The 25,182-nt window shown below is 69.3% G+C and carries 7 protein-coding genes; 4 read left to right on the top strand and 3 right to left on the bottom strand.

The window, feature by feature from the left end; all coding sequences use genetic code 11:
* Positions 1-31 precede the first annotated feature (31 nt).
* On the top strand, positions 32-592 hold the full coding sequence (locus tag O7543_RS18545; protein ID WP_281552689.1) for a sigma-70 family RNA polymerase sigma factor: 561 nt from the start codon (positions 32-34) through the stop codon (positions 590-592).
* 87 nt (positions 593-679) lie between these two features.
* On the opposite strand, the gene O7543_RS18540 is transcribed toward O7543_RS18545, so the two are convergent.
* Entirely contained in the window at positions 680-16,903 is a 16,224-nt protein-coding gene (locus tag O7543_RS18540; protein WP_281552690.1) for a hypothetical protein, read from the bottom strand.
* 144 nt (positions 16,904-17,047) lie between these two features.
* On the opposite strand from O7543_RS18540, the gene O7543_RS18535 reads away from it, so the two are divergent.
* From O7543_RS18535 to O7543_RS18525, 3 genes are read left to right on the top strand one after another with little or no spacing between them, the layout of a single operon-like run.
* Positions 17,048-18,064 (top strand): hypothetical protein, encoded by a 1,017-nt coding sequence (locus O7543_RS18535; RefSeq protein ID WP_281552691.1) that lies wholly within the window; start codon positions 17,048-17,050, stop codon positions 18,062-18,064.
* A gap of 24 nt (positions 18,065-18,088) precedes the next feature.
* On the top strand, positions 18,089-18,394 hold the full coding sequence (locus O7543_RS18530; RefSeq protein ID WP_281552692.1) for a hypothetical protein: 306 nt from the start codon (positions 18,089-18,091) through the stop codon (positions 18,392-18,394).
* A 21-nt stretch (positions 18,395-18,415) separates the two neighbouring features.
* Entirely contained in the window at positions 18,416-18,721 is a 306-nt protein-coding gene (locus O7543_RS18525) for a hypothetical protein (RefSeq protein WP_281552693.1), read from the top strand.
* 129 nt (positions 18,722-18,850) lie between these two features.
* Here O7543_RS18525 and O7543_RS18520 read toward each other — a convergent pair whose 3' ends face one another.
* Together O7543_RS18520 and O7543_RS18515 are read right to left on the bottom strand one after the other, a co-directional pair.
* On the bottom strand, positions 18,851-23,377 hold the full coding sequence (locus O7543_RS18520; RefSeq protein WP_281552694.1) for an FtsK/SpoIIIE domain-containing protein: 4,527 nt from the start codon (positions 23,375-23,377) through the stop codon (positions 18,851-18,853).
* Entirely contained in the window at positions 23,378-24,643 is a 1,266-nt protein-coding gene (locus O7543_RS18515) for a hypothetical protein (protein WP_281552695.1), read from the bottom strand.
* Positions 24,644-25,182 lie beyond the last annotated feature (539 nt).

Raw genomic sequence — 25,182 nt, 5'->3', positions numbered from 1 at the left:
CCGGTTTCCACGGCCAGAGATGAGGTATCCGATGGAGATCATCGAGGGCGAGCGTCGGCCGACCCACGCCGACCTGGTCACCTGGTACGAGCGGGTACTGGTGCCGCAGAGCCGGCCAGCGCTGCAGCGGTACGCCCGGCGGCTGATGCCAGGCGATCCGCACCGGGCCGAGGATCTGGTCCAGGAAACGCTGCTGCGGGCCTGGCGTAATCTGGCCTCGGTGGCCAGCGCCCGGTCGCCGCAGGCCTGGCTGTCGCGGGTCGCCCACAACCTCAGCGTCGACCAGGCCCGGCGGGTGACGGCTCGCCCTGCCGAGGTCAGCGAGGACGTCACCGCCATGGCCTGGCAGCCGGCGGAGAACCTCTTCGACGCAGCTCTGGACCGGGTCGCGCTGGAGCCGGCGCTGCGTAGCCTCTCGGCCGTGCACCGCGAGGCGCTGCTCCTGGTCTACTACCAGGACCGTACGCATCGCGAGGTGGCTGGGGTGCTCGGCGTACCCCCGGGCACGGTGAAGTCACGCACCCACAACGCCACCCGCGAACTGCAACGGGCGTTGAGCCAGCATGGCGTGACCGGCCGCGCCGCTGCCTGACCTGACTCGGCGCGGACGGCACCGGCGACTGGTTCAGGCAGCCGACGCCTCCGGTGCCACCTCGTCGAACTGGACCGGGACCGCACCTCACGCCTCGGCGTCGCCGGGGATCGGCTCGATCGGCCTACCCAGGGTGATCCGATCGACTCGGTGCCGGTGCAGCGCGGACAGACCCTCCGCGAGGTGACCGGCCAGGTCGGGGTCGACCGGTGTGTCCACCACCGGAACGAGGCGGACCCAGGCACCGGGAACGCGGCTCCCACCGATCCTGCCGGCCAGCAGTGTGCCGAGCTCAGCCAGCAGCGCCGGGCTGGTCGGGACCAGGACGTGCGCCGGGGAGCCGGCCGGTGGCAGCGGTAGCAGATCTGCTCCGGCCCGGTACACGACGACCAGTTCGCCGCCGGCGGCGGGCGGGACGAGACCCCCGGCGGCACCGCCCATCGACCAGATACCTGCCGCGCGATCGATCGGCCGGAGATCACGCGGCCAGATCGACAGCCACATGTCGTCCCGTGCGACGAGATCTTCCAGGTCGTCCCTGTCCAACCCATGGTCGAGGTTCAACTCCACCAGTCGCTGCAACCGCGTCGGATCGACGTCGCCGTACCAATCGGAACTGACGGTCTGTAGCAGCCGTTGCAGCCCAGCTTCTCCGGTGAGGAACCGGCCGTCATAGTGGTAGGCCGCCAGCACCCGGTGCGCTGCCTCCAGCCGCTGCGGTGTCAGCTCGAACACTCCGTACGCGCGGGCCGCCAGGTAACCGGCGGCGAGCAGGTTGTGCCGGGCCACTCGCTCGCCGCCTGCCCCGGCCGTGACAGGCGCGGCCGCCGCGAGCCGCGTGGCCTGCCCGTCCAGCGCCGCGACCAGGACCGACGAATTCTGCTCGGCCGCTGCGGCGCCGGCCACGTCCAGCAGCCTGGCAATCAGATCATGGCCGGTGAAGCCGAGGCCGGGGCCGGCCGGATCCGGCGGTGCATAGCTGACCTCGTCCACCACCGCCTCCGAGCCGAAGGCCGCTACGACAATTCGACGCTCGACGTCGCTGACCGGATGCAGTAGGTCGTCGGTGGCCACCGGAAGTGCCTCGGGTCGGGGCTGCGGCCTGTGTACCCGGACGAATCCCGATTCGGTCGTGGCCCCGACGTGGCTGGCCAAGGCTCGGCCGACCCACACCCCGAGAACCCATACCGGCCAAGGGGTCTGCCGGGACGGCAGCCCGATCACCACCGGCGGGTCGTCGTCGCGTACGGCCGGCGACACCTCGGCCGGCCCGATCCACACCCGTTGACCGACCGCCTGCACCTGCCAACCCGATGCCAACTCGTACCGGCCCCAGCCGACGTTGCGCAGCGCGACCACATCGAGATCGAGTACCGGTTGCTGCGGATCGGCGTGCACGGTGTAGTAGCGGGCACCAGGGCCGAGTGAGGCACGGTGGTCTCGGCTGTAGGCCACGAAGTGATGGGCTGCCGCCCCGGTCGGCTCCACCAGGTCGACGTCGAGGGCGAGCACCCGTTCGCCGCCCAACGTACGGGCAAGTTCCACCGCCCGTGGAGCGCTGATCGGTGCGGCCGTCAGCAGCTCCACCATGGTCCCGACGGGTAGGTCGTCGCGCAGCCGGCGCAGCAGGTGACCGGCCTGGTCGACGTCGGTGATCTGAACCGCCAGGAGCATGCCCTCCCGTCGCGGTAGCCGGATCGGCGGCTCCATCGACGAGGACGATGGACGGAGGAAGACCCCTGCGGCTCCAGCCGGCATGTGGGGGTACCTGTCCGGCGCCGTCAGCGGGACGCTGTCGTACCCGTGCATCGGGGCCAGTTGAGCGGCGGCCGCGCCCCAGCGGTGCACCGAGCCCGCCTCCTGAATCCACAGGCCGAGCAAGATCGCCTGAGCCTCGTGTAGCAGGCTCAGATACAGGGCCCGCACTGTGTCCGAGAAGGTCCCGACCTGGCCCACCGCACGTTGCACGCGTTCACCTAGCCGTCCTCCGGCCCCACTGACCCTCGCCGCCGCCACCCACTGGTTACACCGGGTGATCAGATCCTTATCCTGACCGAGAAGCTTGTAGATCGCTTCTCGGTCAGGGTGGGCCAGCCCGTGTCGCGACAGTAGCTCCGCCACGTGTCGCTGCGCCGCGTCGAGCTGGCGCGCCGGCCCGTGCAGCAGCTGGCGGTGCACCTCCGGATCCTTGATCAGCTCAGTCAGCACTCTCGGGTCGCCGGTCTCGGCTACGCGCCACCGGGCGTTGGTTGCCCACTGCACAGAGTGAAACTTCTCGTGCACCAGCGCATCCCGCGAACGGTCGGCATCCATGTCGTACCGCAGCCGCAACCGCCAGCGCGAGTAATCGAAGGAGGCTCGGGCATGATGCCCGGCGGGCATCTGCTCCGTCCGTTCAAATCCGCGCGGCCCCGGTGTGTGCAGGAGCCAACTCATCTGGCGATCGAAACGCCGCCAGGCATCCAGTACGGTGCCGAAGTCGTCGTGGACAAGCCGCACATGGTCCTGTTCCACCAATGTCGGCACCCTATCGACCAGCGCCGCCGCCCCCAGAGCACGGTTGGTGAAGGCCAGGTGCGTGGTGCCGAGAGAGTCGTTGGCGATTCTGTGGATGTCGTGCAGCGTCGAGTGCACCTCCCCGTCGGTGGGGTCGAGGCGGACCAGCTGGGCATCGGGGTCGACGCTCGTGCCGCGGTCGCCGGCCACCACCGTCCAGTCGGCCTGGACTAGGTCAGCGACATGGCTGTCGAGCGGCATCGGTTGTTGGGCGCGTACCACCCGGACCACCCGACCCGCTGAGTCCTCTTCCACCCTGGCCCGGACCTGGATGCTCTGTCCGTGCACCTGAGCCTGGTAAAGGTGGGTGCCGTCGATCACGATGTCGGGTAGGACGCGCGAGCCGGTAGTGACGAGATGCCAGACGAACTCCCGGGCCTTGTCTTCTGCCGACCGCAGCCCGGTCTGCCGCCCCAGCCTGTGCAGAGCTTGTGCGACGCGGTCGTCTCCTGCTGAGATCCAGCCGATCCGCCTCGCCTCCTCGTAGAAGTGGACGGCGTCCGAGGGGGCGAACATCTCGCTACGCGCCCACGGCGCCCAGGTACCCGGCGCTAGGCTCATCAAAGTGGATATCGCCCCGCCTGAACCACCGCCCCGCAGCCTCGCTGTCGGCTCGGGGTCTGAGCCCCGCTGGCCTTGCCGGCTCACGGCAACACCGTCGCCGGCTGACTGACGTGTCGGGTCTGGTCCATGCGCCAGCTGGGACTCGCCGGGCAGGGCGATCGGCACAACTGGATCCGAGAAGGGCATGAAATTCTGGACGTGCAGGTCGCCGTCCTTCGCCGTGGGCTCGGTAGCGGTGGCGCTGCTGACCTTCCCGGCTGGTTCCGCTGCGGCCGTAGCTGGCTGTTCAAGGGCTGTGGGCGGCGATACCTCATTGCCTGCGGCCGGTGTGTCAGTGCGCACTGTCGCCAGATCGGCGAGCATGGTCTGATGGTCGGCAGTCAGTCCGTTGGCGAGGATTCCAGCTACGGCCGGATCGGTGCCCTCGGCCTGGATACGCTGCGCCTGGAATTGCACCCACCGCTCGCGCAGGTCGTCGCGCGGCGTGGCGGTGGTGATGTCCGCTGGGGTGGGGGTTGGTTCTATGGGTGATGGTGGTCGGGTGGTTGGTGTTGGTGTCGGTTGAGTGGTTTGGGCGTTCGATGGTGTGTGGGTGGTGGGGTTGGCGGTGGTCTGCGCAGGGGGCGGTGTTGTGGTGTCGGTGGCTGCTGCTGGTGGCAGTGGTGGTGCGGGCGGCTGTGGTGGGTTGTGGAGCGGGAGGAGTGGTCCCTCGTCCTCAGGCCACGAGCCGGGCATCATGGTGCCGCTCGCGGTTTTTGGCGTCGAACTGGTTTCTCCGGCCGGTTCCGTTAATGGTTTCGGCTCGGCCTTCGGCTCGGGTTTCGGCGGAGGGACGACGGGGACTGTGGGGTCGGGCTTCTTGGCTCGCATCAGGTAGATGTCTTCGTCGACGTCGATGAGGAGGGCTCCGTGCGGCCCCTTGATGACGAGCGTGGCGTCGTAGCGATACTGATGAAAGTTGCGCTTTGCCTCTCTGTTGCGTTCGTTGACCTCGCTCATCTCGGCGGAACTGCCCTGGCCGGACTGACTGTCGCGGGAGAGGACTTCGCCAATGAATCCGACCTTCTTGACAAGTCCGGTGCGGGCTCCGCCCTGTGGGCCAAAACCGAAGTTGCCGATTTTGGAGTTGTCTTGGCTGCTGGACGTGCTGGACTCATTCTGTTGGTAGCGTCTGCCCTTTTGGAAGTCACTCAGCGGATCGGTGTCAGATCCGTAGTATTCGCCGGCGCGGATGTCAATGCCGAGTGTGATGTTGGTGTCGGGGATCACGTACTCGTGTTTGAGGAGTTGGTTGATCCTGGTGCGCAGCATCGATTCGCTGGTGTAGTGAGTGATCAGGTGGTGCAGGGCGCTGCGGCTGTCGACGCCGGGTACCTTCCAGGCCCCGTCGACCGTCAGGTCGGTGCCGGGGCGGAGGCTGGGTCGTGCCGTGGTCAGGGCGGCCCAACGGGCGAACTCACGAGCGGCCGCCTCCATCCGCCACGGGTGCAGGGCGCGGTCCTCGAGGAGTTCGGTATTCGCTCCGGCGGGTTTAAGGATGGTGTCCTCGGCCCAGCGCGGTGTGGGTCGCGGGGCGGGGGTTGCCGGTTTGGCTGTGGGAGGCGCGGGCTTGGGTCCGCGCCACCCGCTGTTGTCGGTGTTCCTGGGTTGCGTGAAGGATTTGGGGACGATGAGGCGGACCCGGCCACCGGCAATCAGATCATTGCTTTCCCAAGCGAAGGGGGTGTGGTCGTACCAGAATTTCTGGACGGAGTGATTCAGGTCTGGCCACATACTGCTGGTGGCGGCTGTGGTGATGGAGAACAGTGTGGCACGGCCAGTGGCGACGAAGAGTTCGGCGATTTTGGGTAGTTGGGTGGTGGTGGCGAGTTCGATCATGAAGTTGAGTGGGTGTTCGAACTCATGGGACTTCTTGGGCGAGGTGCGGAAGATGTCCTTGGTGGCGGACTGGTTGCTGTGTTCGCTGGAGTAGGACTTTCCGTAGCTGCCATGGCCAAGGCCGCCGAGCTCGCCGCGGTTTGCCTTACTGACCACCCCTCGGCCGTGGAAGTCAAAAGCGGCCGACCAGCCCCAGCCGGAGCTGCTGCTGTTCTGTTCGTTGTCGCTGGTCTGTCCGCGGAGGGTGAGGCTGACCTGGTCGCGAGGTCGGTCGGACGATGGTATGTGGTCGGTGGTGGCGGCGACGCGAATCCACAGGTACCGGGTGGTGGTGTACGGACCGGGGATCGGGAACCATCCGAAAACGCCTTGGCCCGACAGGGGGAAGTACTGCGCAGTGAGGGCTCGGCTGCGGAAGCTGCTGATCACCGCGCGGCGCAGTGGGCTGGTGGCGTTCTCTCCAGCGGGAATGAGGCCCTGCCCCTCCAGCGCTCGGAGGATCGATCTCAGGACGTCGTTGGCCTGTAGCTGTTCGGGGTGACCGACGGCGGGCAGCAGTTTCGGGTCGATCAGTTCAAGGGCTGGCGCGTTGACGGCGGTGCCGCCGACGAGTTCGAGGTCCTCGGCGGCGCGGTCGGTGATCAACAGGTCGAGGGCGTGGTGGGCGTTGACGTAGTGGGGTCCGGCCGAGGTGTTCTGGGCGCCGTTTTTGGATCGGATCGCGGTGATTTCGAAGACCATGCGACCGTTGTAGGAGTGGACGGTGTCGTTGTAGGTGGCGCGGGTGATGTCGGTAGCACCCTTGGTGCTGTTTGTCGATCTCCCGGTGGACATCTCGCCCTCGGCGTCGATCCCGCCGCCGATCCGGCCCTGCTCGAAGGGCTCCTCGGCGTCGACGTTGTAGTTCTGGTAGTGGCCGCCGAAGCCGAACTTGCCCATGGTGGTGATGTCCCTGCTCCGGGCATCGCTGTGGCTGGACGCGAACTGTCGGTAGTGTTCGAGTTCGACGCCGTCCTGGTGGCTCTTCTGGTGGTCCAGGCTGTCCTTGAACAGACGGCCCCGGACGCGAATGAACTGGTCGTATCCGTCGCGGGCGGGTAGTTGTATCTCCCAGCCGTACTCGTCGAGGATGTCAGGACTCTGACTGGCAAGCTCGCTCGGGGCGGAGAGGTCCAAAACCTGGTCGGGCCAGTTCATCGGCTCGCTGAACCACGTATCGGGAAGGCCGTTGACCTGCTGGTAGAGCTTCGCGGCGGTGGCGGACAGTTCCGGGATGTGCCGGAAAGCGGGAAAGAGTCCGGCGCTGCCGATGGTGTCCAACGGGAGATGGGATGCCTTACCGCCGGGCTCCCAGGCGCCCCTGGGATCGTCGCTGGCCTCGGCCCTCCCGTGGTTTCTGAGTTCCTGTTCGCTGTGGGTGGTGCCTTCGGGGGGGAGATGTTCGATCGGGACGGCGGTCTGGGTGGTGACTTCCAGGTTCGGGTCGTCGCCGATCAGCCAGGTCTCGCGTGGGCTCGGCCGGTCGGGGTCGGTGACTTCACGGATCGCGACCTCGTAGACGGTGCGGTAGCGATGGTCGACGATGTCATCGACGGTCTCGGTGCGGGCGTACTCCTGGATGTTGCGGCTCAGTGATTGTTCATTGCTCCACCCCACCTTGGTGGACACCCCGACGCGTGGGAGGCTGATCCCGCCCCGGTGCTGTCCGTCGAGGTCGCCGACGCGGACCGAGGGGCCGCTGCCGAGTTCGCCGGTGCCGGTGGTGTCGCCGGACTGGGCGCCAGAAGTGGCGGCCCCGGTCAGCGCACGCGCGTTGACCGTCATCGGGTACCGGGTGCGATCCAGCAGGTCGAACTGGTGGGCGGTGGCCAGCACCTCGAACGTGCGTCCGTTGCTGGCGACGCTGAACTTGCGGCCGGCCTGGACCCGGCTCGGGTCGGCCTCCAGCACGGCACGACTGACCCGGATCATGACGTCCCGGCGTGCCTTGGCGCCGATGTCGTCGAGGCCGGTCCGTGCCTTGAGCACGTCGATCACGAGGTTGGCGACCTGTTCGGATCCGGGGAGGTTGCCGGTGATGCCCAGGCCCTGCCCGCGGCGCAGTGCCAGGGCCAGGGGTTCCGGGCCGGTTCCGTCCTTCGGCACGAACGCCTGCCGCGCCTGCGGGGCCCCGTTGATCACCGGCCGCAACGTCGCGGCCAGCTGCTCCGCAGACGCTGGCGCCGGTGCGGCGGACCCCCGGATGGGCGAAACCTCGGCTTTGGTGCCGGATTCGGCTGCGGTCTTGGTTTGCGTCTTGACACTGGTTTCGACTTCCGTGGCTGGGGTGAGTACCACTCGGGGGCGTCCTGTGCCGGGGCCTCCGAACCTGGGGGTGAACACATCGCCAAAGATGCTGCGTTCGAACTGTGCCGCTTCAGCGGCGGGCATGGCGATCTCGGCAGTGACCTGGCGGGTGATGGGTGGGATGTTCTTGTTCCCGTGGGTAGCGAGGGTGAAGTCGACGGTGGCCTGGTACCGGGCCTGGTCAGACTTTCGGTTGAGGACGGTGTGGTTCGATGCGGTTTCTCCAACACCCAACGCGGCGCTGTGTTCGGCAGAGAGCCCAGCGCCGAATTGCAGACCGCCGGTAGTCTGCCCGCCCGAGTCGTCGTCGTCCGGATTGGAGCCGCCCTCGCTTAGCCTGAGCAGACTGCCTCCGGCGGATATGCTGACGTCGGTACTCCTGGACGCCTGGTAGTTGGCAGTAGAGACCACGCCGAGATCTTCCCGGGTGGTGATGCCCTCCGTAGTTTCCAGAAACTGGATTTCGCGGATGCTGACTGCGGTGGTGATGTATCCGTTGAAACTGCGGGGGCCGGCGCCTTCGCGAATAGTGTCTGTCTGGTCGCCGTTCGTGAGCAGGTAGCGACTGCGGTTGCGGGTGGTCCGCTCGTTCAGCAGCCGTTCGTGGGCCAGTGCGGCCACCTTCGCGGCGACGTCGGCCGGCAGCGCCGCGCTCAGGGCCTTGTGCCAGTCGGTGATGACCTGGTCAAGGCTGATCGCGTTGAGTGTCTCCCGCGCCTGGGAGACCGGATGCATGGCGGCGGTTCCGGCCGGCGGTTTTGCGTCTGCGGTGGTGGTATCGCCGTCCGGGGGTGTGCGAGCGTAGGCGGTTGGTAGGGAGACTCCGAGGAGGTCCGCGTCGCCGACGACTGGGGATTGTCCCCACTTGACGCCGTTGACGTAGATCTGGAACTCCACGCCGCTGTTGAATTTCGTCGACTCGGAGACGAACATCTTCCGGCCGGAGATGACCGTTGTCTGCTCCGAGGTTTTTCGGGCAATGTCGCTGCCGAAGGCCAGAGATGGCAGCTTCGTCAGCATCCGGGGTGCCTTTTGGGTCGGCAGTGAGAAGGTCAGCTCGGCGGCGCCGTCGTGGTCCAGGCCACTGGATTGGGAGGTCTCCCTGCCGGTCGCGGTCGAGCCGAATGAGACAACGTACTCGCGTTCCTTGCCTCCGTCGGCATTCGGTGCCTCCTGCGGATTGTGTGGCACCGGGCGGATCCAGATCAGTCGATCACCGGCACTGATCGTGATCCCATGGAACAACGCATTTTCCCACCGGGCGCGATTCTTGTCGATACCAGCCAGGTCTTTCGGGGCGGCTTCGAGCAGCTCGCGGATCGTCGCGGCCACCTTTTCGCGGATGCCCTGCTCCTGTCGGGCGTTGCCCAGATCCGGTAGGTCCGTGCTCCTTGCCTTGTTCTGCTCGCCTGGTTCCTGCGGACCCTTACCGGGTTTCAACACTGCCATCTCGGCGTCGGTGATGCGCGTGCGTTGACCCGACGGCAGCGCCGCGGCGAGCGCGTTGAGGGTATCGGCGATCTCGTCGGCCGTTCTGCTTCGGACCTCGGCGATCGCCAGTTCACCAAGTGCCCCGTCAGTGAAGTACCACGGCGTCGCGGTCGGCCGGACCTTCGCCGCCTCCTCGGCCTCCTTAGCCTTCTTCGCCGCCTCCTCGGCTGCCTTCCTCGCGGCATCTTCAGCTTCCTGAAGGGCTGTCCGAGCGTCGTGTAGCTCCTGCTCCTTGCTCTCCCACGCGGTGCGAGCCTGCACAGCCTGCTCAGTGCCCTGACCAAGCGCCGCCTCATGTGTCCGCACAGCCGTGGCAAGCTGGTCGCGTTCCGCCTGACGTTCCACGGCCTGGATACGGTCCTGTTCCTCCTCGCGGCGGTGGGTCTCCTCCAGCTCGCGGGCCCGCGCGGCCTCCTGCCGCTCGGCCTGCTGGCGGCCGGCCTCCGCAACTTTGGCGAGTTGGTCGGCCTGGTCCAGCTCCCGTCTCACGGCCTCGGCATCAACGTCGGCCTGACCGCGTTCCAGCTCAGCCTGCCTCGCCGCCCGGTCGAACTCGGCCCACCGCTGCTGGGCCTGCTGGAGCCGATCGTCGTCACGTTGCTGCTCGGCGGCCTGCCGGGCTTGGTCCTGCTCGGCCTGGCGTGGAGAGACCGGCGGCGTGGCGTCAGTGCGGGCATCGACACGAGTCCCCGAGGCGGGGCCGCTGCCGACCGCTGCCGACTGCTCCTCAGCCCGCGCGGCCTCAGCCCGCGCGGCCTCAGCCCGCGCAGCCTCGGCCCGCGCAGCCTCGGCCCGCGCGGCCTCGGCCCGCGCAGCCTCGGCCCGCGCAGCTGCGCGTTGCGCGGTCCGATCGGCGACTTCGGCGCGTACCGACTCCAACACGGCATCCTCGGCCAACCGCTGCCGCGCTGCCTCCGCGCGCGCTGCCTGTCGCCGCGCCGCCTCCGCGTCCAACACCTGGCGCTGGGCATTTCGCTGTTCGGCCTCCCGCCGCGCGGCCTCCCGCTCGCCGCGGCGACGATCTGCGGCGCTTCGCGCCTCGCGCTCGGCGGCCTCGCGTTGCTCCTGCCGCTGTGCGGCCGATGCCGCAGCTGCGGCATCGGCCGCCGACAGCACCTTGCCACGCTCCTGCTGAACCTGCCGCGCTTCCTCGAGTTTCGCAGAGAGATCGTGGACGTGACTCTCCAGTCTCTGCAGTGCCTCAGCGAAAGACTGCACCTCCGCAGCGAGCTGGTCGTGCCGGGCCTTCGCCTCTGCGACCGCGGGTGGCGGATGTTCCGACTTCAGCTGCTTGCCCGCTGGCGGTACCTGCAACGGCTGCTGCTGAGGTCGAGCCTCGACAGCAGTGGTGGTCTTCCCGGTGGTGGTTCCGACGGTCGCGGTGGTTTCCCCAGTTGCAGGCCAGAGAGGGACGAAGTGCTGGTGCTGATGGTGGAGGTAGAAGACCGGACCCTCGTCGCCGCGCAGCGGGTGTGCGGTGGTGCCGTGCTGGGTGGTTTCAAAGACCTGGACGCGGATACCGAAGTTGTCGATGAGGAGTTGGTTGAGATCGGGGTCGTAGACGTCGAGCATCCGGCCGTTCAGCAGGTCGTCGCTGGCGTTGCTGGAGGCCGGCAGGTTGTCCAGTAGATGATCATGCAGCTGGTGGGCATTGGTCTGATGAGGGTTGTGTACGTTGATGAGCTGGGCGAGGGAGTCGAGTAGGCACAGGTTGTGATCGCCGCTGGCGGTGCCGAGTACCAGACCGGGCGGTAGAGCCGGATCGGGAGATCCGGCACCCTGCCACTGATAACTGCCGTCGGCTGTGACGACCCAACCCATCGTGGCGGGGGGCGGCTCGGCGATCCGGTCCACGAGGACGGTCGACAGCGGCGCCGGTGCGCTGCCCGCCGGGCTGGACACCGTCTTGGCCGGGGCTGGCACCGTGGCCTGCTCGGTGACCTGAGGAGGGAGGTCCACGCCGGAGGCCCAGAACTCTTCGGCGGCGTTGCCGGTAAGGGCGTCCGGCGCCGGCCGTGGGGCGGTGGAGCCCGAGAAGTGCGGCGAGAGCACGCCAGCGATCTGACCGAGCGCCCTGGGGGTCAGCACGAAACCGTCGACACCGTGTGGGTGGCTGCCCATCAGGTCGCCGTGTTCGGGCTGGTGGGTGTCGCGCAGCAACGCGTTCGGCGGCGCTTTGCTGTCCTTGACGCCGAGGTTGTGCACGATCTCGTGGGCGTACTTGGCCGGCGACGCGTCTACCGCCCAGGTCTGCTGGGACATCTGCGTGCCGGCCGGAGCGACCGTGATGGAGCCTCGCGCCTTGGCCGGGTCATCGACGAAGTCGACGGTTACCCGCATCGGCACGTCCCAGCCCGGCAGGTGGTGCCGGGGTGCGTTGACGTATCGCTGCAACCCTTCGATCGTGCGCGCCTTCACCTTGGCGATCTCTGCCGCCGTGACGCCGGGCGCGGCGTCGAGGTGCAGCTTGAGCGCGAAGTGCATGTCCTGATCGGTGACGGTGAGTTGATAGCCGACACCGACCCGCTCGCCGCTGGCCGCTGGCCGGGTCACCTTCGGCGGCTGGCCGGACGTGGCGGACGGTTCGAAGCGGAAAGCGTCCTTCAATGGCGTCCATCGCTCGGCGTCCACCTCGATCACCCGGGCCGGGCCGGCGAGTTGGCCGTCGCCGAGCAGATCGCGCGGTGGCATCGTCACCTGCTCGGCGGGCGGCGCGGCAGAGACGTCGTCGGCTGGGCGGCGCGGTGCCGGCAGCTGGAGAACCTCGTCGCCGGCCGCCGGCGTCGGCCGTGCCGGTCCATCCTGCGGCTTGTGCACCGTCGGAGTCTCCGCCGGCTTCGTCGCTGCCGGCCCGTCGACCGGTTTGGCGGCCGTCGACGGCTCCGCAGGTTTGCCGACCGCCGGTACGTCCGCGCCGGGCGGATCGGTGCGGGTCGGTGCGGGTACGGACGGGTCGGTCCGCCCGGGGGCGGCGCCGGCGGGACCGGTGGGAGGTGCCGGCAGGTCACGGGGCGGGCTCGGCAGCTGGCCGAGTCGGTGGCCGATCGTCGCGTCGTCGGCCCGTGGCCCGGGCATCGGCAGGTCGCCTGTGGTCCCGCCGGGTGCCGGTGGGGCGTCCGCTCCGCGCAGCTGGGCCAACCGGTCACCGAGGGTGGTGTGCCGCGCTGCGGTGTCGTTCCGCAGACTCTGGGACAGACCACCGAGCGCCTCGTCCAGACGGGAGTCGAGTGGTCGGAGGTGGTCGGGGGAAGTGAGCGCGGTGTTGATCTGGGTGGCGCTGTCCAGCCGGTGCTCGTCGAGCCGGGCGGCGTATCGGGACAGCACGTGGTCGATGCCGGCCTGATCGTCGCCGACCCGGGCGAGCGTGTCCTGCCACGACCGGTACTCGTCGGCGGAGAGCGGGCCGCTGCCGCCGCGCAGCTCCGCGACGCGGGCCTCGCGCTCCAGGTTGGCGATGCGCGTTTCGTACCTTGCCAGCACTGCCGCGTCGGCGGCCTCGTCTCCGGCCCGGGCGAACTCGGCATCCCATTCGGCCCGTTCGGCCGGCGGCATGCCGAGCATTTCTTCACGGTGGGCGCGCAGGTCGGCGATCCGGTCGGTCAGGTCATCGAGAGCACCGGGCGGCAGCGTCGGTACGTCGGGCAGGTCCTCGAGCTTGCCCACCGGGGTGTCCGGGTCGGTACCGCGTAGCGCGGCCAGTCGGTGGCGCAGTTCCAGTCCGGCGAGGTCCAGGTCCGGCGTGCTGTCCCCGCGCAACGCGTCCAGGCGCTTCTGCAGGTCGTCGACGCTGCCGGGTGGCAACGTGGGAGGCTGCGGAAACTGGGGGAGCGGTACGTCGGGGCCGTCGGAGCCGCGCAGATTGGCGAACCGCAGCTCCAGCTCCAGCTCGGTGCTGCGCGCGTCGGGGGTGCGGTCGCCACGCAGCGCGTCGAGGCGGGCCTGCAACTCGTCGACGTCGCCTCTCGACCCGGCCTCGTCGGGGGTACGGCCCGGCGTCGCATCGGGTCCGACCTGGTCGTGCAGCTTCTGTTCGGCCAGTTTGCCGGCGAGGCTGTTCTCGTAGTCGTTGAGCAGCCGGTGCAGTTCGTCGGTGTGTCCGGCGGCGGTCGCCCGCTCGATGTCGATGGCGTGCTGCAACCAGGTCGACTTGTCCATGTCCAGCTGTGCGGCGCGCTGGTGCCCGGCGTCCACATGCGCCCGGTACGAGTCGAGCCGCTGGAACAGGGCCTGCCGGTCGATGCGGTCGTGCAGCGTGTTGAGCGCGCGGGCCCCGTCACCGTGCCGGCCCTGCTCAATCGCGGTACGGACCTCGGTGCTGAGCACCCTCAGCTCTGGCTCGGGCAGGTCGACCCCCCGCGCGTCGGAGATGAGCTCGGTCAACCGTTGGCTGAGCGCCTCCGCGCCGGGGGTGGCCGCCGGATCGGTGCGAGGCACGCTGGGCAGGTCCAGCAGGTTGTCGCCGGTACCCGTACCATCGGGCCCTTCAGCTCGGCCCGGCGTACCCATCTGGTCGAGGGTCTGCGGTCGACCCGCGCTGTCGACCTGCGGTGACGCCGCAGATCCGGCGTCGTCGAGGGATGTCGGACCGATGTTGGTGGGAGTCTCCGCGCGGGCGGCGACCAGCTGGTCTTCCAGGTCGGTGAGGCGTTCGACGGCGGTGGCGCGGGCGGTCGCCTCCACCGGGGAGATCGTGGGGACGTCCGGGAACATCGCCGGATCGACCGGGCGGGTTTCGGCCGCTGCGCCCGGGCGGAGCTGGCTGAGGCGGTGTTCAAGCTCCAACTGGCGGGCTGCGGGGGAGGGCAGCTCGGTGCCGCGTAACGCGGCCAGCCGACTCTCCAGCTCCGCGATACTGGTGCCGGGCTGGTGAGTCGGGACCGCCGGCAGCTCGGCAAGGTCGGCCGAGGCCGCCGGGCGCAGCTGGGCGAACCGGTGCTCCAGTTCCAGCCCGGCGAGGTCGGTGCGCGGGGCGTCGGGGCCACGCAGGTTCTCCAGCCGGGCCTGCAGCGCCTGCACGGATTCATCCGCCGTCCCGGCTGGGTTGGCCGCTGCCCGGTCGGGCGCGGAGGCCGGTTTGGCCGCCGCGAGGTCTGGTGCGACCGCACCGGTCAGGTGGGCCGGTGGGGTATCGACGGTGCGGGGTACCGCAGGAGCTTCGACCTTGAGCCCGTCTGCGGTCCGGCGCACCAGCGCCTCGGTGACCCGGACGTCCTTCTCGGCGCGGGCCAGGGCCAATGCGTCCCCGGAGACGTTGGCCAGCGCGTGCTGTGCCTTTTTGAGCTGCTCCAGCGCCTGCAGGTGGCTGAGCTGCTGCGGTGACGGGCCACCGGCCTGATCCAGCCGGGGCGGTGCGGGCGTCGAGAGGTCACGACCGAGGCCGGTGGGTGCGGTGACCGTTGGCGGTTCCAGTCGGTGCGGGGTGGTGAGCGCCGCCGCACCGGGCTCGTCGAGCAGGTTCAGCGCCTGGTGGACGGTGGTCAGGTCGGCGGTCCTGCCGAGCTGCACCGGGTTAGGTGTGAGCGCGGAGGTGGGCGTCGAGGTGGACATTGGGGTAGGTGTCGGGGTAGGCGCGGACGCGGGTGTGGGCGTGGCCAGGCTGACATCGCCGAACGCCTTCTCCGGCGCGCCGAGGTTGAACGCCACCCCGGTCTCCGAGACCCGGACCGCGCTGACCTCGCCCATGTGCAGGTTGCGCAGCTCGGCGCGACCGAAGTCCGTCAGGCCCTCGACGCCACCGGCAGCCCGGTTCAGCGTGGCGCTGAGGTTGCCGATCTGCATGTTCGGCAAGGTCACCGCGCTCGGCGTGGCCACCGCCGGCATGGTGACCCCGTTCATCCCCGCTACCGGGTTGACGGTCGGCGCATTCAGCCGGGAGACGGGGCCGAGGTCGACCGCGTGCGCCGCGCCGGGGAGATTGGCTGCGGGGATCGGGGTGACCGTACCGGCCGTTCCCGGCACCGGTACGTCCAGGTTCTGTACGCCGCGAAGCCCCGCGAGGTCGTGCAGGCCGAGCGCCCCACGTGCCGCGGACAGGTCGAGACCACGGGCCGAGAAGCTGAGTTGCTGCGCCGCCGGGGCCCCGATCATCGGCTTTTCGATCAGGTCGGGAAGGTGCAGCCCACTCGGACTGAAGTTGATCCCACCGGCTGGGGGCGGCGCGCCGCCGGGCTTGACGACGTGCACCGTGGTGAGGCCGTTGGCGAGCCGGATGCCGCCGCCGAGCGCGGCAAGTCCGTCGAACCGGGTCATTCCGAGCCCACGACCCAGCACGCCGAGCTTGAACGCCCCGGACACCCCGACAGCGCGGATCTCATGACCGGCCAGGGGCAGGAAGATCCGAAGCCATTGCCAACCGCCGAACTCACGGGCCATCAGGTTGCCGAACCTGACGGCGTTGGCGGCGATGAACCTGCCCGCGTCGGCCGTCACGCCAGCGAACCGGACCAGAGCCTGCTGCCCGATGTTCCCCATCCTGGTCACCGCTGCCGGGACGGTGACCAGGGTGAACTTCTCCAGGGCCACGAATCCTCGGGCGGCCAGACCGTCGATCGGGCCGACGATCCGGGGAATCATCAGCGCGCCGACCTTCACCGAGTTGGCAAGGGTGACCCCGATGTCGCCGATGCCGCGCATGGCCCCGCTGAGGCTCAGCGTCGACACCGTTCGCCAGAAGTCGCCGATGCCGGCGCGCGCCATGGTGAAGCTGTGCCGGCTGAACTGAGTGATGTTGCGCCAGGCGGAAGTGGCCAGCTTCGTGAGGTCGCCGAGGGCGATCAGCGGTCGGGTGCTGGGACCGAGTAGCCCGAGCAGCCCGAGCGCCAGACCCAGCGCGTTCGTCTTGCCCATGGCGAAATCCAGGGTCGCCTTCACCGCCAACGCGGCGTTCATCGCGAAGGCGATCAGGCCGAGCGGGCCGCCGACGAAGATGGCGACCACGGTGACGATGAGAGTCAACCAGGTGAAGATCTCCCAGAACACCTCACAGGCCGACTTCGGCGTCACGGGTGACTTGATGTGGCCGGTCGCGTCGAGAATGGCCTGCCGAGCCGTACCCGCTGCGGATTTCACATCCGCGGCGGCGTTCTCCGCGGTGGCCTTGAGAGTGTTGATCCGTCCCTCGTCGTCGCCGGCCCCGGCCGCGTCACGCAGCGCCTGGTCCGCCGTGGCCTGAGCCTCGCGCAGCGCCTCGGCGTACGTGCGGATCGCCGGCCCGGCGGCGGAGAAGGCTGTCCGCACCCCGGCGATGAATCCGCTCATCTCCTTGCTGATCTGCTCGCGCAGCCAGTCTGCGGTCTTGCCGACGAACGCCCCGTCACCGCTCTGTCGCAGTACCGCGGCGAGTCCGTCGTCGGCGGTCCTGGCGTGGTCGGCCATGATGTCCATGTAGCTGGCGACGCTGCGCAGCACATCCGGATCGCCGGGGGTGGGATCACCCGACAGCGTGAGCGGTGACCAGTCACCAGGCCGTACCCCCACCGGACCCTCCCGCTGCCCCGGACGCCGTCGTCCTGTTCGACGTGGCGCACCCGCGCGGAGGTTCACAAGTGAACCGCTGGCGGCCCCAGCCGCGTCGAATCACACAGACGGCGTACGCCGACGAGCCGGAGGAAGGGGCGCGGGGTGGCCGACCTGGTGCTCGACTACGCGCTGCTGCACAGTCTCGCGGGCAGCCTGCGTGAGTTGAAAAGCAAGATCGAGTTTGATGTGGAGACCGGGTCGCGTCGGGCGGTGGTCACCTCCGACGGGACCGTCGTCGACTCCAGCCAGGTGGGCAACTCGGCCCTGTACGGCACACTGAGCGCCTTCTTCTCTGCCTGCCATTCCCCGTTCAAGGACTCGATGGAGCTGCTTGACGAGCTGGCAAACACCTTCGACAGCATCGCCAAGGCCTACTTCGACCTGGACGCGGACGTCGCTGGCAAGGTGAACCTGGACCGTCTCAAGGCCAGCGTCAACGGCTGGCAGGCCGACACAGCCGCGTACGAGCGGTATCTCGACCTCAAGGACCGGGAGATCACCTTCCAGTACTACGACAAGGACGGGAACCTGGTCGACGGTTCGGTGCCGCTGTGGAGTGGCCCCCCGGTGCCGGAGCCGGGGGATCCGCCCACCTCGATCGACGGCACCGCAGAGGTGGGCAGCAACAAGACCTCGGCGGTGCTGGACGAAGACGGCAACGTCATCTCCGAGACGACCACGGTCACCTCCGGCGACGGACTGACCTATACCGAGACGACCGAGTTCACTTACCGTGACACCGACGGCGACGGGGAGATCGATGTCGTCGACTACACCTCCACCGTCACCCACTCCGACGGCATGGAGGAGAAGATTGTAAAAAAGACCAACGACGACGGTTCGTTCGTGGTGACCTCCACCACCAGCGAGGGCACCACAACCAGTACCGTCACCCCGAAGCCCGACGGTGGATCGCACCAGGTGACCGTCGACCACGAGGGCGAGACCACCACGACCGACATCGTGGTGACCGGACCGGACTCCGGCACCAAGACGGTCGTGGACTCGGATGGCACCAAGAAGTACACCGGCAATCCGAACACCGGGGAGTGGACACTCGTCTCCGAGGAGTCATCCGAGGACGACGACTACATTCCCTTCACCACCGTCACCATGTGACCCAGCCACCCTTGGAGCAATGCCATGCCCAACATCACCGTCGACTTCGGCAAGGTCCAGGCGGTCAACGAACAGCTCAATTCCGCCGTGACGCAGACCGTGCCCCGGCTGGAGGATCTACTCACCGCGGTGTCCCAGTTGCTCACCAGCGACGGTGGCCTGTGGTTGCAGAAGTCCAGCCCCACCCTCAGCGGGCAGTACCAGACCTTCAACACCGAGTTGACTGCGGCGATCGAGAACATCCGCTCCTTCGCGCAGCAGTTCCACAACATCACGGTTCAGCTGAGCACGATGGACGAGCAGATCGCGGCCTCGAGCAGCTCGGCCTGACCGACCGATTGGAGGCATCCGATGGCAGAGGTAAACGTCGATTACGCCCTGGTCAACACCGTCGCCGGGCGGCTGACCACCGAGGGCGCGGAGATCGCCAGCGTGCTGAAGAACCTGCAGGTTAACGTCAGTGAGCTGCTGACCAGCCAGGGCGGCCTCTGGCTGCAGCAGGCCAGCCCGGTGATGGACACGCAGTACACCGACTTCACCAACTCGCTGACCGCGGCGGTCAGCAATCTGGAGACCTTCGCGGGGCACTTCTCGATGATCGCGAAGAACCTGAGCGACATGGATCAGGCGCTGTCCCAGCCGCCACCGGCGAGCTGACCCACGTCGCCTCTTGCGGCCCGCGTCGGCCGCGCGGCCCGGTAGCCGTCACCAGCTACCGGGCCGCGCGGCCCGCGTGGCCCCGGTAGCCGTGCCCAGCGTGGCCCCGGTGACCGTGTCCGAGTCGGGTCAGCGCAGCACGGTGTGCGGAATCGTGACCGTACTCAATGCGCCGGTCGCCGGATCCGGAACGTAGCCGCGACCAGGTCGCCCACCGGAGCGCAGCAGCCCCGGCGGCACCCTGGCTCCGACCAGGTCACCCTCGATGGCCGACTGCGGCGCCAACAGCACGCCCTGCCGTGAGCGACGGGCCTCGGCGATCCAGCCACCCAACGACTGGGTGAGGGTCTCTGCCGTTCCCGCGTACGCCAGACCGAGTGCCCGGTCCCGGCCGGTGCCCACCACCTGGCGCAGTACCGCTTCCACTGGATTGGCGAAACCCAACAGGTCGACGTCGTCGACCAGCACCACCAGCGGGCTGCCCAGCTCATCCAGCGCGGCGGTCACCTGCGCCGGGTCCGGTGCAGGCCCCTCGACCGCCCGCACCCGGTCATGCACCGTCAACCGGCGCAACACCGACTCGCGGGGCGTCAGGATGACCAGCGCGGTGCCCCCGGCCAGTAGCGACACCGCGAGCGTGGCCAGCGTGTTGCTGCGGCCCGAGCCGGGCGGACCGGCGACCAAGAAGGTGGCCTGCCGGCCAGCGAAGTCCACATAGCAGGGTGCGGCGGCGTCGCCGCCGATCCCGAGCAGCGCCCGCAGCGGATGCCGCTGCTCAGCCGGGACCTGTGCAAACGCCTCGGCGAAGGTGACTGCGGCGGGCAGCCCGGCCACCGGGAACGGCCGTCGCTGCGCCGGCACCGCGCTGTCGCGGGCGGCGGCCCGAGCCGCGATCCGACGCATCGCCTCGACCTGCGCCGGGCCGGACGGATCCAGGTCCAGCAGGGCGACCTGAATCTCCGCCTGGTCCGCCGAGTGCCAGCCCCGTCCGGGCGGCACCACCTCCGGCACCCGACGGTGACTGACGCCGATCGCCGAGTAGTCGGTGCGGTCGGCCATCCGCAGCATGATCCGGTGGTCGTTGAGATTCGCCACCCGCCCGGTCAACAGCGACCGCTCCGAGGACATCACGAGATGCAGCCCAGCGGCCGGCCCCTCGCGTAGCAGGCCGAGAAACTGGTCCAGCAGCCGTCCGCCGTCGTGGTCGTTGAGGACGGCAGCCAGCGAGTCCCAGCCGTCCACCAGCAGCATCAGGTGTGCCGGACGCTGCGCTGGCGGCAGCGCCGACCGCAGTTCGTCGAGGCCGGCGCAGGAGTGCTGGGCCAGCAACTCGTGTCGGCGGGCAAGCTCGCCCTGCATGCGGCCGAGCAGGCGTTCCAGACGCTCCAGATCGGCCCGGGGCACCACCGCACCGCAGTGCGGAAACTCCGCCAGCGCCATCATCGATCCGCCGGCCGCGTCGACGGCGTACAGATGCAGGTCCGCGCAGGAGAGCGACCTGGCCAGCGACGCGGCCAGCGTGCGCAGCAACTGCGACCGTCCCGAACGGGAGGCACCCAGCACGTACAGGTGTCCGAGTGCGGCGAGGTCACAGGCGAGCACCGGCTGGCTCTGCTGCAACGGCAGGTCGGCCAGCGCGTACGGTACCGGCGGCAGACCGGGCCCGGTGCGCGACTCCGGCAGGGTGAGGTCGTCCAGCAGCACGACCGGCGGCAGCGGCGGTAGCCATGGGCTCGGCTGCTGCTCGCAGCCCACCTCCCGGGCGGCGGCTTCGATCGCGTTGACCAGTACGTCGAGGTCGGTGGCGGCCAACTCGTCAGGTGCGGCACCGCCACGGGGCGTCACCACCGGTGGCGGCAGCGCCCGGCCCAGCCGGGACCAGGGCAACTCCGTGCCGTACACCGGAGCGGCCGGCCCGGACTCAGCGGTGTCCGGGCCGGCACCCTGGTACACCGCGCCGACGTACCCGGTCTGAAAGGGCAGGGTGGACCGGTGGGCGAGTCGGGCGAGCGCCCGGCCCGGGGTCGCCGCCGGAATCATCGCGGCGTCCGGTACGTCGATGACGTCCGAACTCTCCATCGGATCGGTGACCCGCAGCGCGATGCGCAGGTTGGTGTTGGCGCGAATGTCGGTGGTCACCACACCAGCCGGGCGCTGGGTGGCCAGGATCAGATGGATGCCCAGCGAGCGGCCACGCTGCGCGATGCTGACCAGCCCGGGCACGAAGTCCGGAACCTCCCGGACGAGTGTGGCGAACTCGTCGATGACCAGGACGAGTCGGGGCACCGCCGGCAGCGAAGGGTCGCGGCCACGCATCGTCCGGTACTGCACGAGGTCCTTGGCGGCCGCCCGGGCCAGGATCTCCTCGCGGCGACGCAACTCCGCGCCGAGCGACTCCAACGCTCGGACCACCGACGCGCTGTCCAGGTCGGTGACCATGCCGAGGGTGTGCGGCAGCCGTACACAACTGTGGAACGCGCTACCACCCTTGTAGTCGACCAGCACGAAGGTCAACTCGTCCGGGCGGTTCACTGCGGCCAGAGATACCACCATGGACTGCAACAGCTCGGACTTGCCGGCACCGGTGGTGCCGGCGATCAGCGCGTGCGGCCCGTCGCGGACCAGGTCGAGCGCTACCGCTCCGTCGAAACCACTACCGATCACGAAGCTCGTGGAGGCGGGTTGGCGGGACCAACGTTCGGCAAGGTCGGCACCGTCCGGCGGGTCGGCGTCCAGCAGCTCCAGCAGTCGGCTGCGGTCGGGCAGCCCGGCCGTCTCGTCCGGGGTGACATCCCGCAGCGGAGCCATCGCCCGGGCCACCCGCTCGCACCACTGGGCGGTGATCATGTCCGGACGTACACCGGTGGCCTCGGGCACGCCGGTCTGCCGTACCGTCAGCCCGTCCGCGTCTGCGCGTAGCACCGCCGTGCACTCCTCCGGCAGCAACCGTTCCTCGGCGTCGATGCAGATCGCGAAGACCTGCACCGCTGGCCCGTCGGTGAGCACCTGCACCATGCCGGACACGTCGCGCAGCCGGCGGGCGCCGTCGACGACCAGCAGTATGTCCGGCTCGCTGAACAGGACCTGGCCGAGTTGCGAGCCCCGGGCCTTGGTCCGTGCGGCGACCAGCGCCACCAGCTCGGCCACCCGGTTCGCCACGGTCTCCGGGTCGTTGCCGACCAGCGTGTAGGGCTGTCCGGTCTGGATGCCGTCCTCGGCCGGTCGGGTGTGCGGCAGCCAGCGCACCCAGCCCCACCGTTCCTTCCCGGCCTGCTCGGTCAACACGTGAATCCGCAGGTCACGTGGGCTGTGCAGGGCGGCGGCCTGGAGGACGAGCCAGCGTGCCGTCGCGTACGTCGTCTCCGCCGCGCCGGCCAGGCCGATCACCTTCCGGTCAGCCAGATCCACGGTGACCGGCGCGTCCGGAACGGTCCAGCGCAGCTGGCGGTCCGTATCGGGGCGGGCCGGGTCCTCCACCTCGATCAGCGACGGCTGATCCAACGTGCCGACCCGTAGTACGAGATGGTCGGGGTCGCGGCGGCGGCGTTCCCACAGTCGCCGGCCGGGGCCGACGGCCGTGTACAGAACGGTCGCCGGGTCCGGCGACGCCTCGCAGCGGGCCAACCGTTCCTCGGCGACCGCCGCCGTCAACTCCCGCATGATCCGGCTGCGCTTACGAAGGTACTCGGCGAGATCCCTGCGGTACCGCTTACGGCCGCTGCGTCGGTCGGTGTACCAGTTCGACAATGCCAGGATAGGACTGAGCGCCATGATCAGCAGGAAGAAGTACGACCGGAAGAGGAAGACGAACGCCAGGCCCATCACCATCGGGGCGAGGATCATCAGCAGCGGGATCGGGCGGCTGTTCGGCTTGACCGGTGGGCTGGGCAGCCGTCGCCGTGCGAAGAGCAGCGGCGGCACGATCCGTGGCGGCCGGTTGAAGTCCAGCATCGGCACGTCCACGGCCGGCGTCACCGCGGCATCCGGTGCCGGGCGCGACACCAGCCGTAGCAGGCTGCCGCCCACCGCCAGGTCCACACCGGTCGGCCAGCGGCGGGATCCGTCGCGTCCGGGCCCTGAGGCGTCGGGCTCGTCCGCGTGCTCCTGCCCGTGTCCGGCGCGGAGCTTCGACCCGCGCTGCTCGACGTGACCGGGGTGCCCGGGTGCGGGCATCGGATCGGTCTGGGCTGGGGGCCGTGGCATCGCCAGACGCGCCCCGGCACCACGGGTGGCCACCCAGGCGCGACCTTGCTCGTCGATCGTGAGCCGGGCGGCGTGCGCGGGCACTCCGCTGCCGCCCGGATCGATCGCGGACCCGGGCGCCGAACCGATGTCGTGACAGCCCAGGCCGACCGGCCAGACCTGCCCGGCGCTCGGGCCACCGACGCCGTGCACCTCCAGCCAATGGGTCCGAGGGTCGCCCGGCAGGTACCGCACCCCGCCACCGGGTACCGGCGCACCGTCGCCCAGCCGGACCCCGGCGACCAGCCCAGCCCGGCTGACCGTCCAGGCCGGATCCAGCCGCTCTCCGTCGAGATACCAGTCGCTCCGGGAGCCGTCCTGTTCGATGAACGCGCCCACCGGGGTGGCCGCCTCGACGTCCATCGCGATGTCCCGGTCGGCACCGCCGGAGATGACGGTCAGCAGCAGGCGCATCTATCGGTCTCCAGTCCGGCCGGCAGACTCGATGCCGGAGTACGCCGTCGGCTGCTGCCCGTCCTGCGCCTGTTCGATCAGGTCATCGTTGGCGGTGGGCGGAGCCGACGGTCTGGACGGTGGGGTGGCGACCGGCAGCCTCGCCGTCGGGGCGGGTGGCCGAGAGGGCTCGGGTACGGCGGGTTCCGTTGGCGTAGCGGTTGCTGCGCCGGTAGGTCCGGGCAACTCCTCCTCAGCCCAGGCGGGTGCCGGTGGGGTGGGGGGTGCAGTTCGGCGGCGGGGCAACAGGCACCGGACAAGTGGCGTGGAGTCCACGTCGAGCAGTAACTCCGGTGCGGTCACCCGGCCGGCCAGGTCGGCCCGTAGCCGCCAACGCGATCCGGGTAGGTAGCCGGCGACCAGGACCAGCAGCCCAGGATCGTCGGCAACCAGGTCGGCGAGCCGCGCTGCCGCCTGCGGATCGGGCCGTCGGCAGACCAGGACGGTACGTCCGTCCGGTGTCGGACGGGTCGCGATAGCTGTGAGCGCCTCGGACAGCGGCATCCGGTCGATTCCGACCGCCCCGGCGCCGTAGCCGGGTTCCGCCGCGACGATCAGGCGGTGCACGCCGTGCCCGCCGGTCAGCGCGGCCAGCTGGGCGACCAACACGGACACCAGCCGCTCCGCCGGTAGCGGGGCACCGTGTACGGACAGGATCCCGGGGCAGCGCGCGATGTCCAGCAGGACCATCGTCCTGTCCTGCACTCCTACGGCGACCGGCAGCGAGTCGCTGGCGGCCGGTGCGGAGCCTGAGGGCAGCGGACCGCGGGCACGCCAGTGGCGCGGCCCGGTGACCTGCCACGGGGATTCCGCCGCCGGAGACGGCATGTCCGCTCCCGCGCCGGCGAGTCGTACGCTGAGCTGCCCATTGCCCAGCAACACCAGGTACGGCCAGAAATCGTCCCGGTCGGCCAGGGCTGACCGGGCGGATCCGATCCAGGCTCGGGCCAGCGGCACCGGACCCGACCCGGCGAAGCTCCCGGCAACCACTCGTACCCCTCGCCGAAGCCGGACAAAGCCCGCGATCGGCGCCGCCAGATCCCGTGCCGCGCCCCAGACGCCACGCCGGATTCGTTGCCCGGTGCCCCGGATGCCGTACCGGCGGTCGAACCACCGCAGCAGCACTACCAGCAGGATCAACAGCTCCAGCACGGTGAGTACGGTGAGCAGCGTTTGCCGATTGGCGTCCAGAAAGCGGCCGAGGTCGCTGAAGGACGGCGTGTTCAACCGTGCTCCTCCTCCGCCAAGCTGGCTCGGGTACGCCGCAACCGAGCCCTGATGCTACCTGTGGGCGGTGGCCGGTCGTGGTGCAGCAACTCGGCACGAGGCGGGAGAATCCGCAGGTCAAAGCCTGCTGGCAGGGCGTGATCGGCTGATTGATGCAAGCAGATGAAGTTTTGATTAAAACTAGACTGCTGGCATGATCCGGCGGACCTCGGGCGGGATCGCCAGGAACGGTGTGAACCGTTCCGTGCGACACGAGGTCGCACATCTCAAGTGGTTGCGTCGATGGGAGGCTGCGATGACGGTGACGTAGCCCAGGTCCGTGCTCGGTGGCCTGTTCCCGCCCCGGCGTGCGTCATGGGTAACCGTGGGGTGCGAAGCCCGGGGTTCAAGCCGAAGGGCTCTCGTTCCATCCGAGAGCCACGGGCGAGGGAAAGACCGGGCGGGTGAACGCAAGTGAACCCTCGATGTTGCCTCGTCATCGTCGAGGCCCGCAGATGGGACGTGCTAGTATCCTGCGCCGGAAATTCGCCTGATAAGTG

Origin of the sequence: Solwaraspora sp. WMMA2080, from assembly GCF_027497395.1 — a bacterium.
GTDB lineage: Bacteria > Actinomycetota > Actinomycetes > Mycobacteriales > Micromonosporaceae > Micromonospora_E.
The sequence above is the reverse complement of the archived record's forward strand: the minus strand, read 5'-3'. Positions and strand labels throughout refer to the sequence as shown.

Excerpts from the sequence above, each read along its gene's own strand:
- O7543_RS18520 (WP_281552694.1), bottom strand. The coding sequence starts at position 23,377 with ATGCGCCTGCTGCTGACCGTCATCTCCGGCGGTGCCGACCGGGACATC.
- O7543_RS18525 (WP_281552693.1), top strand. The coding sequence starts at position 18,416 with ATGGCAGAGGTAAACGTCGATTACGCCCTGGTCAACACCGTCGCCGGG.
- O7543_RS18530 (WP_281552692.1), top strand. The coding sequence starts at position 18,089 with ATGCCCAACATCACCGTCGACTTCGGCAAGGTCCAGGCGGTCAACGAA.
- O7543_RS18545 (WP_281552689.1), top strand. The coding sequence starts at position 32 with ATGGAGATCATCGAGGGCGAGCGTCGGCCGACCCACGCCGACCTGGTC.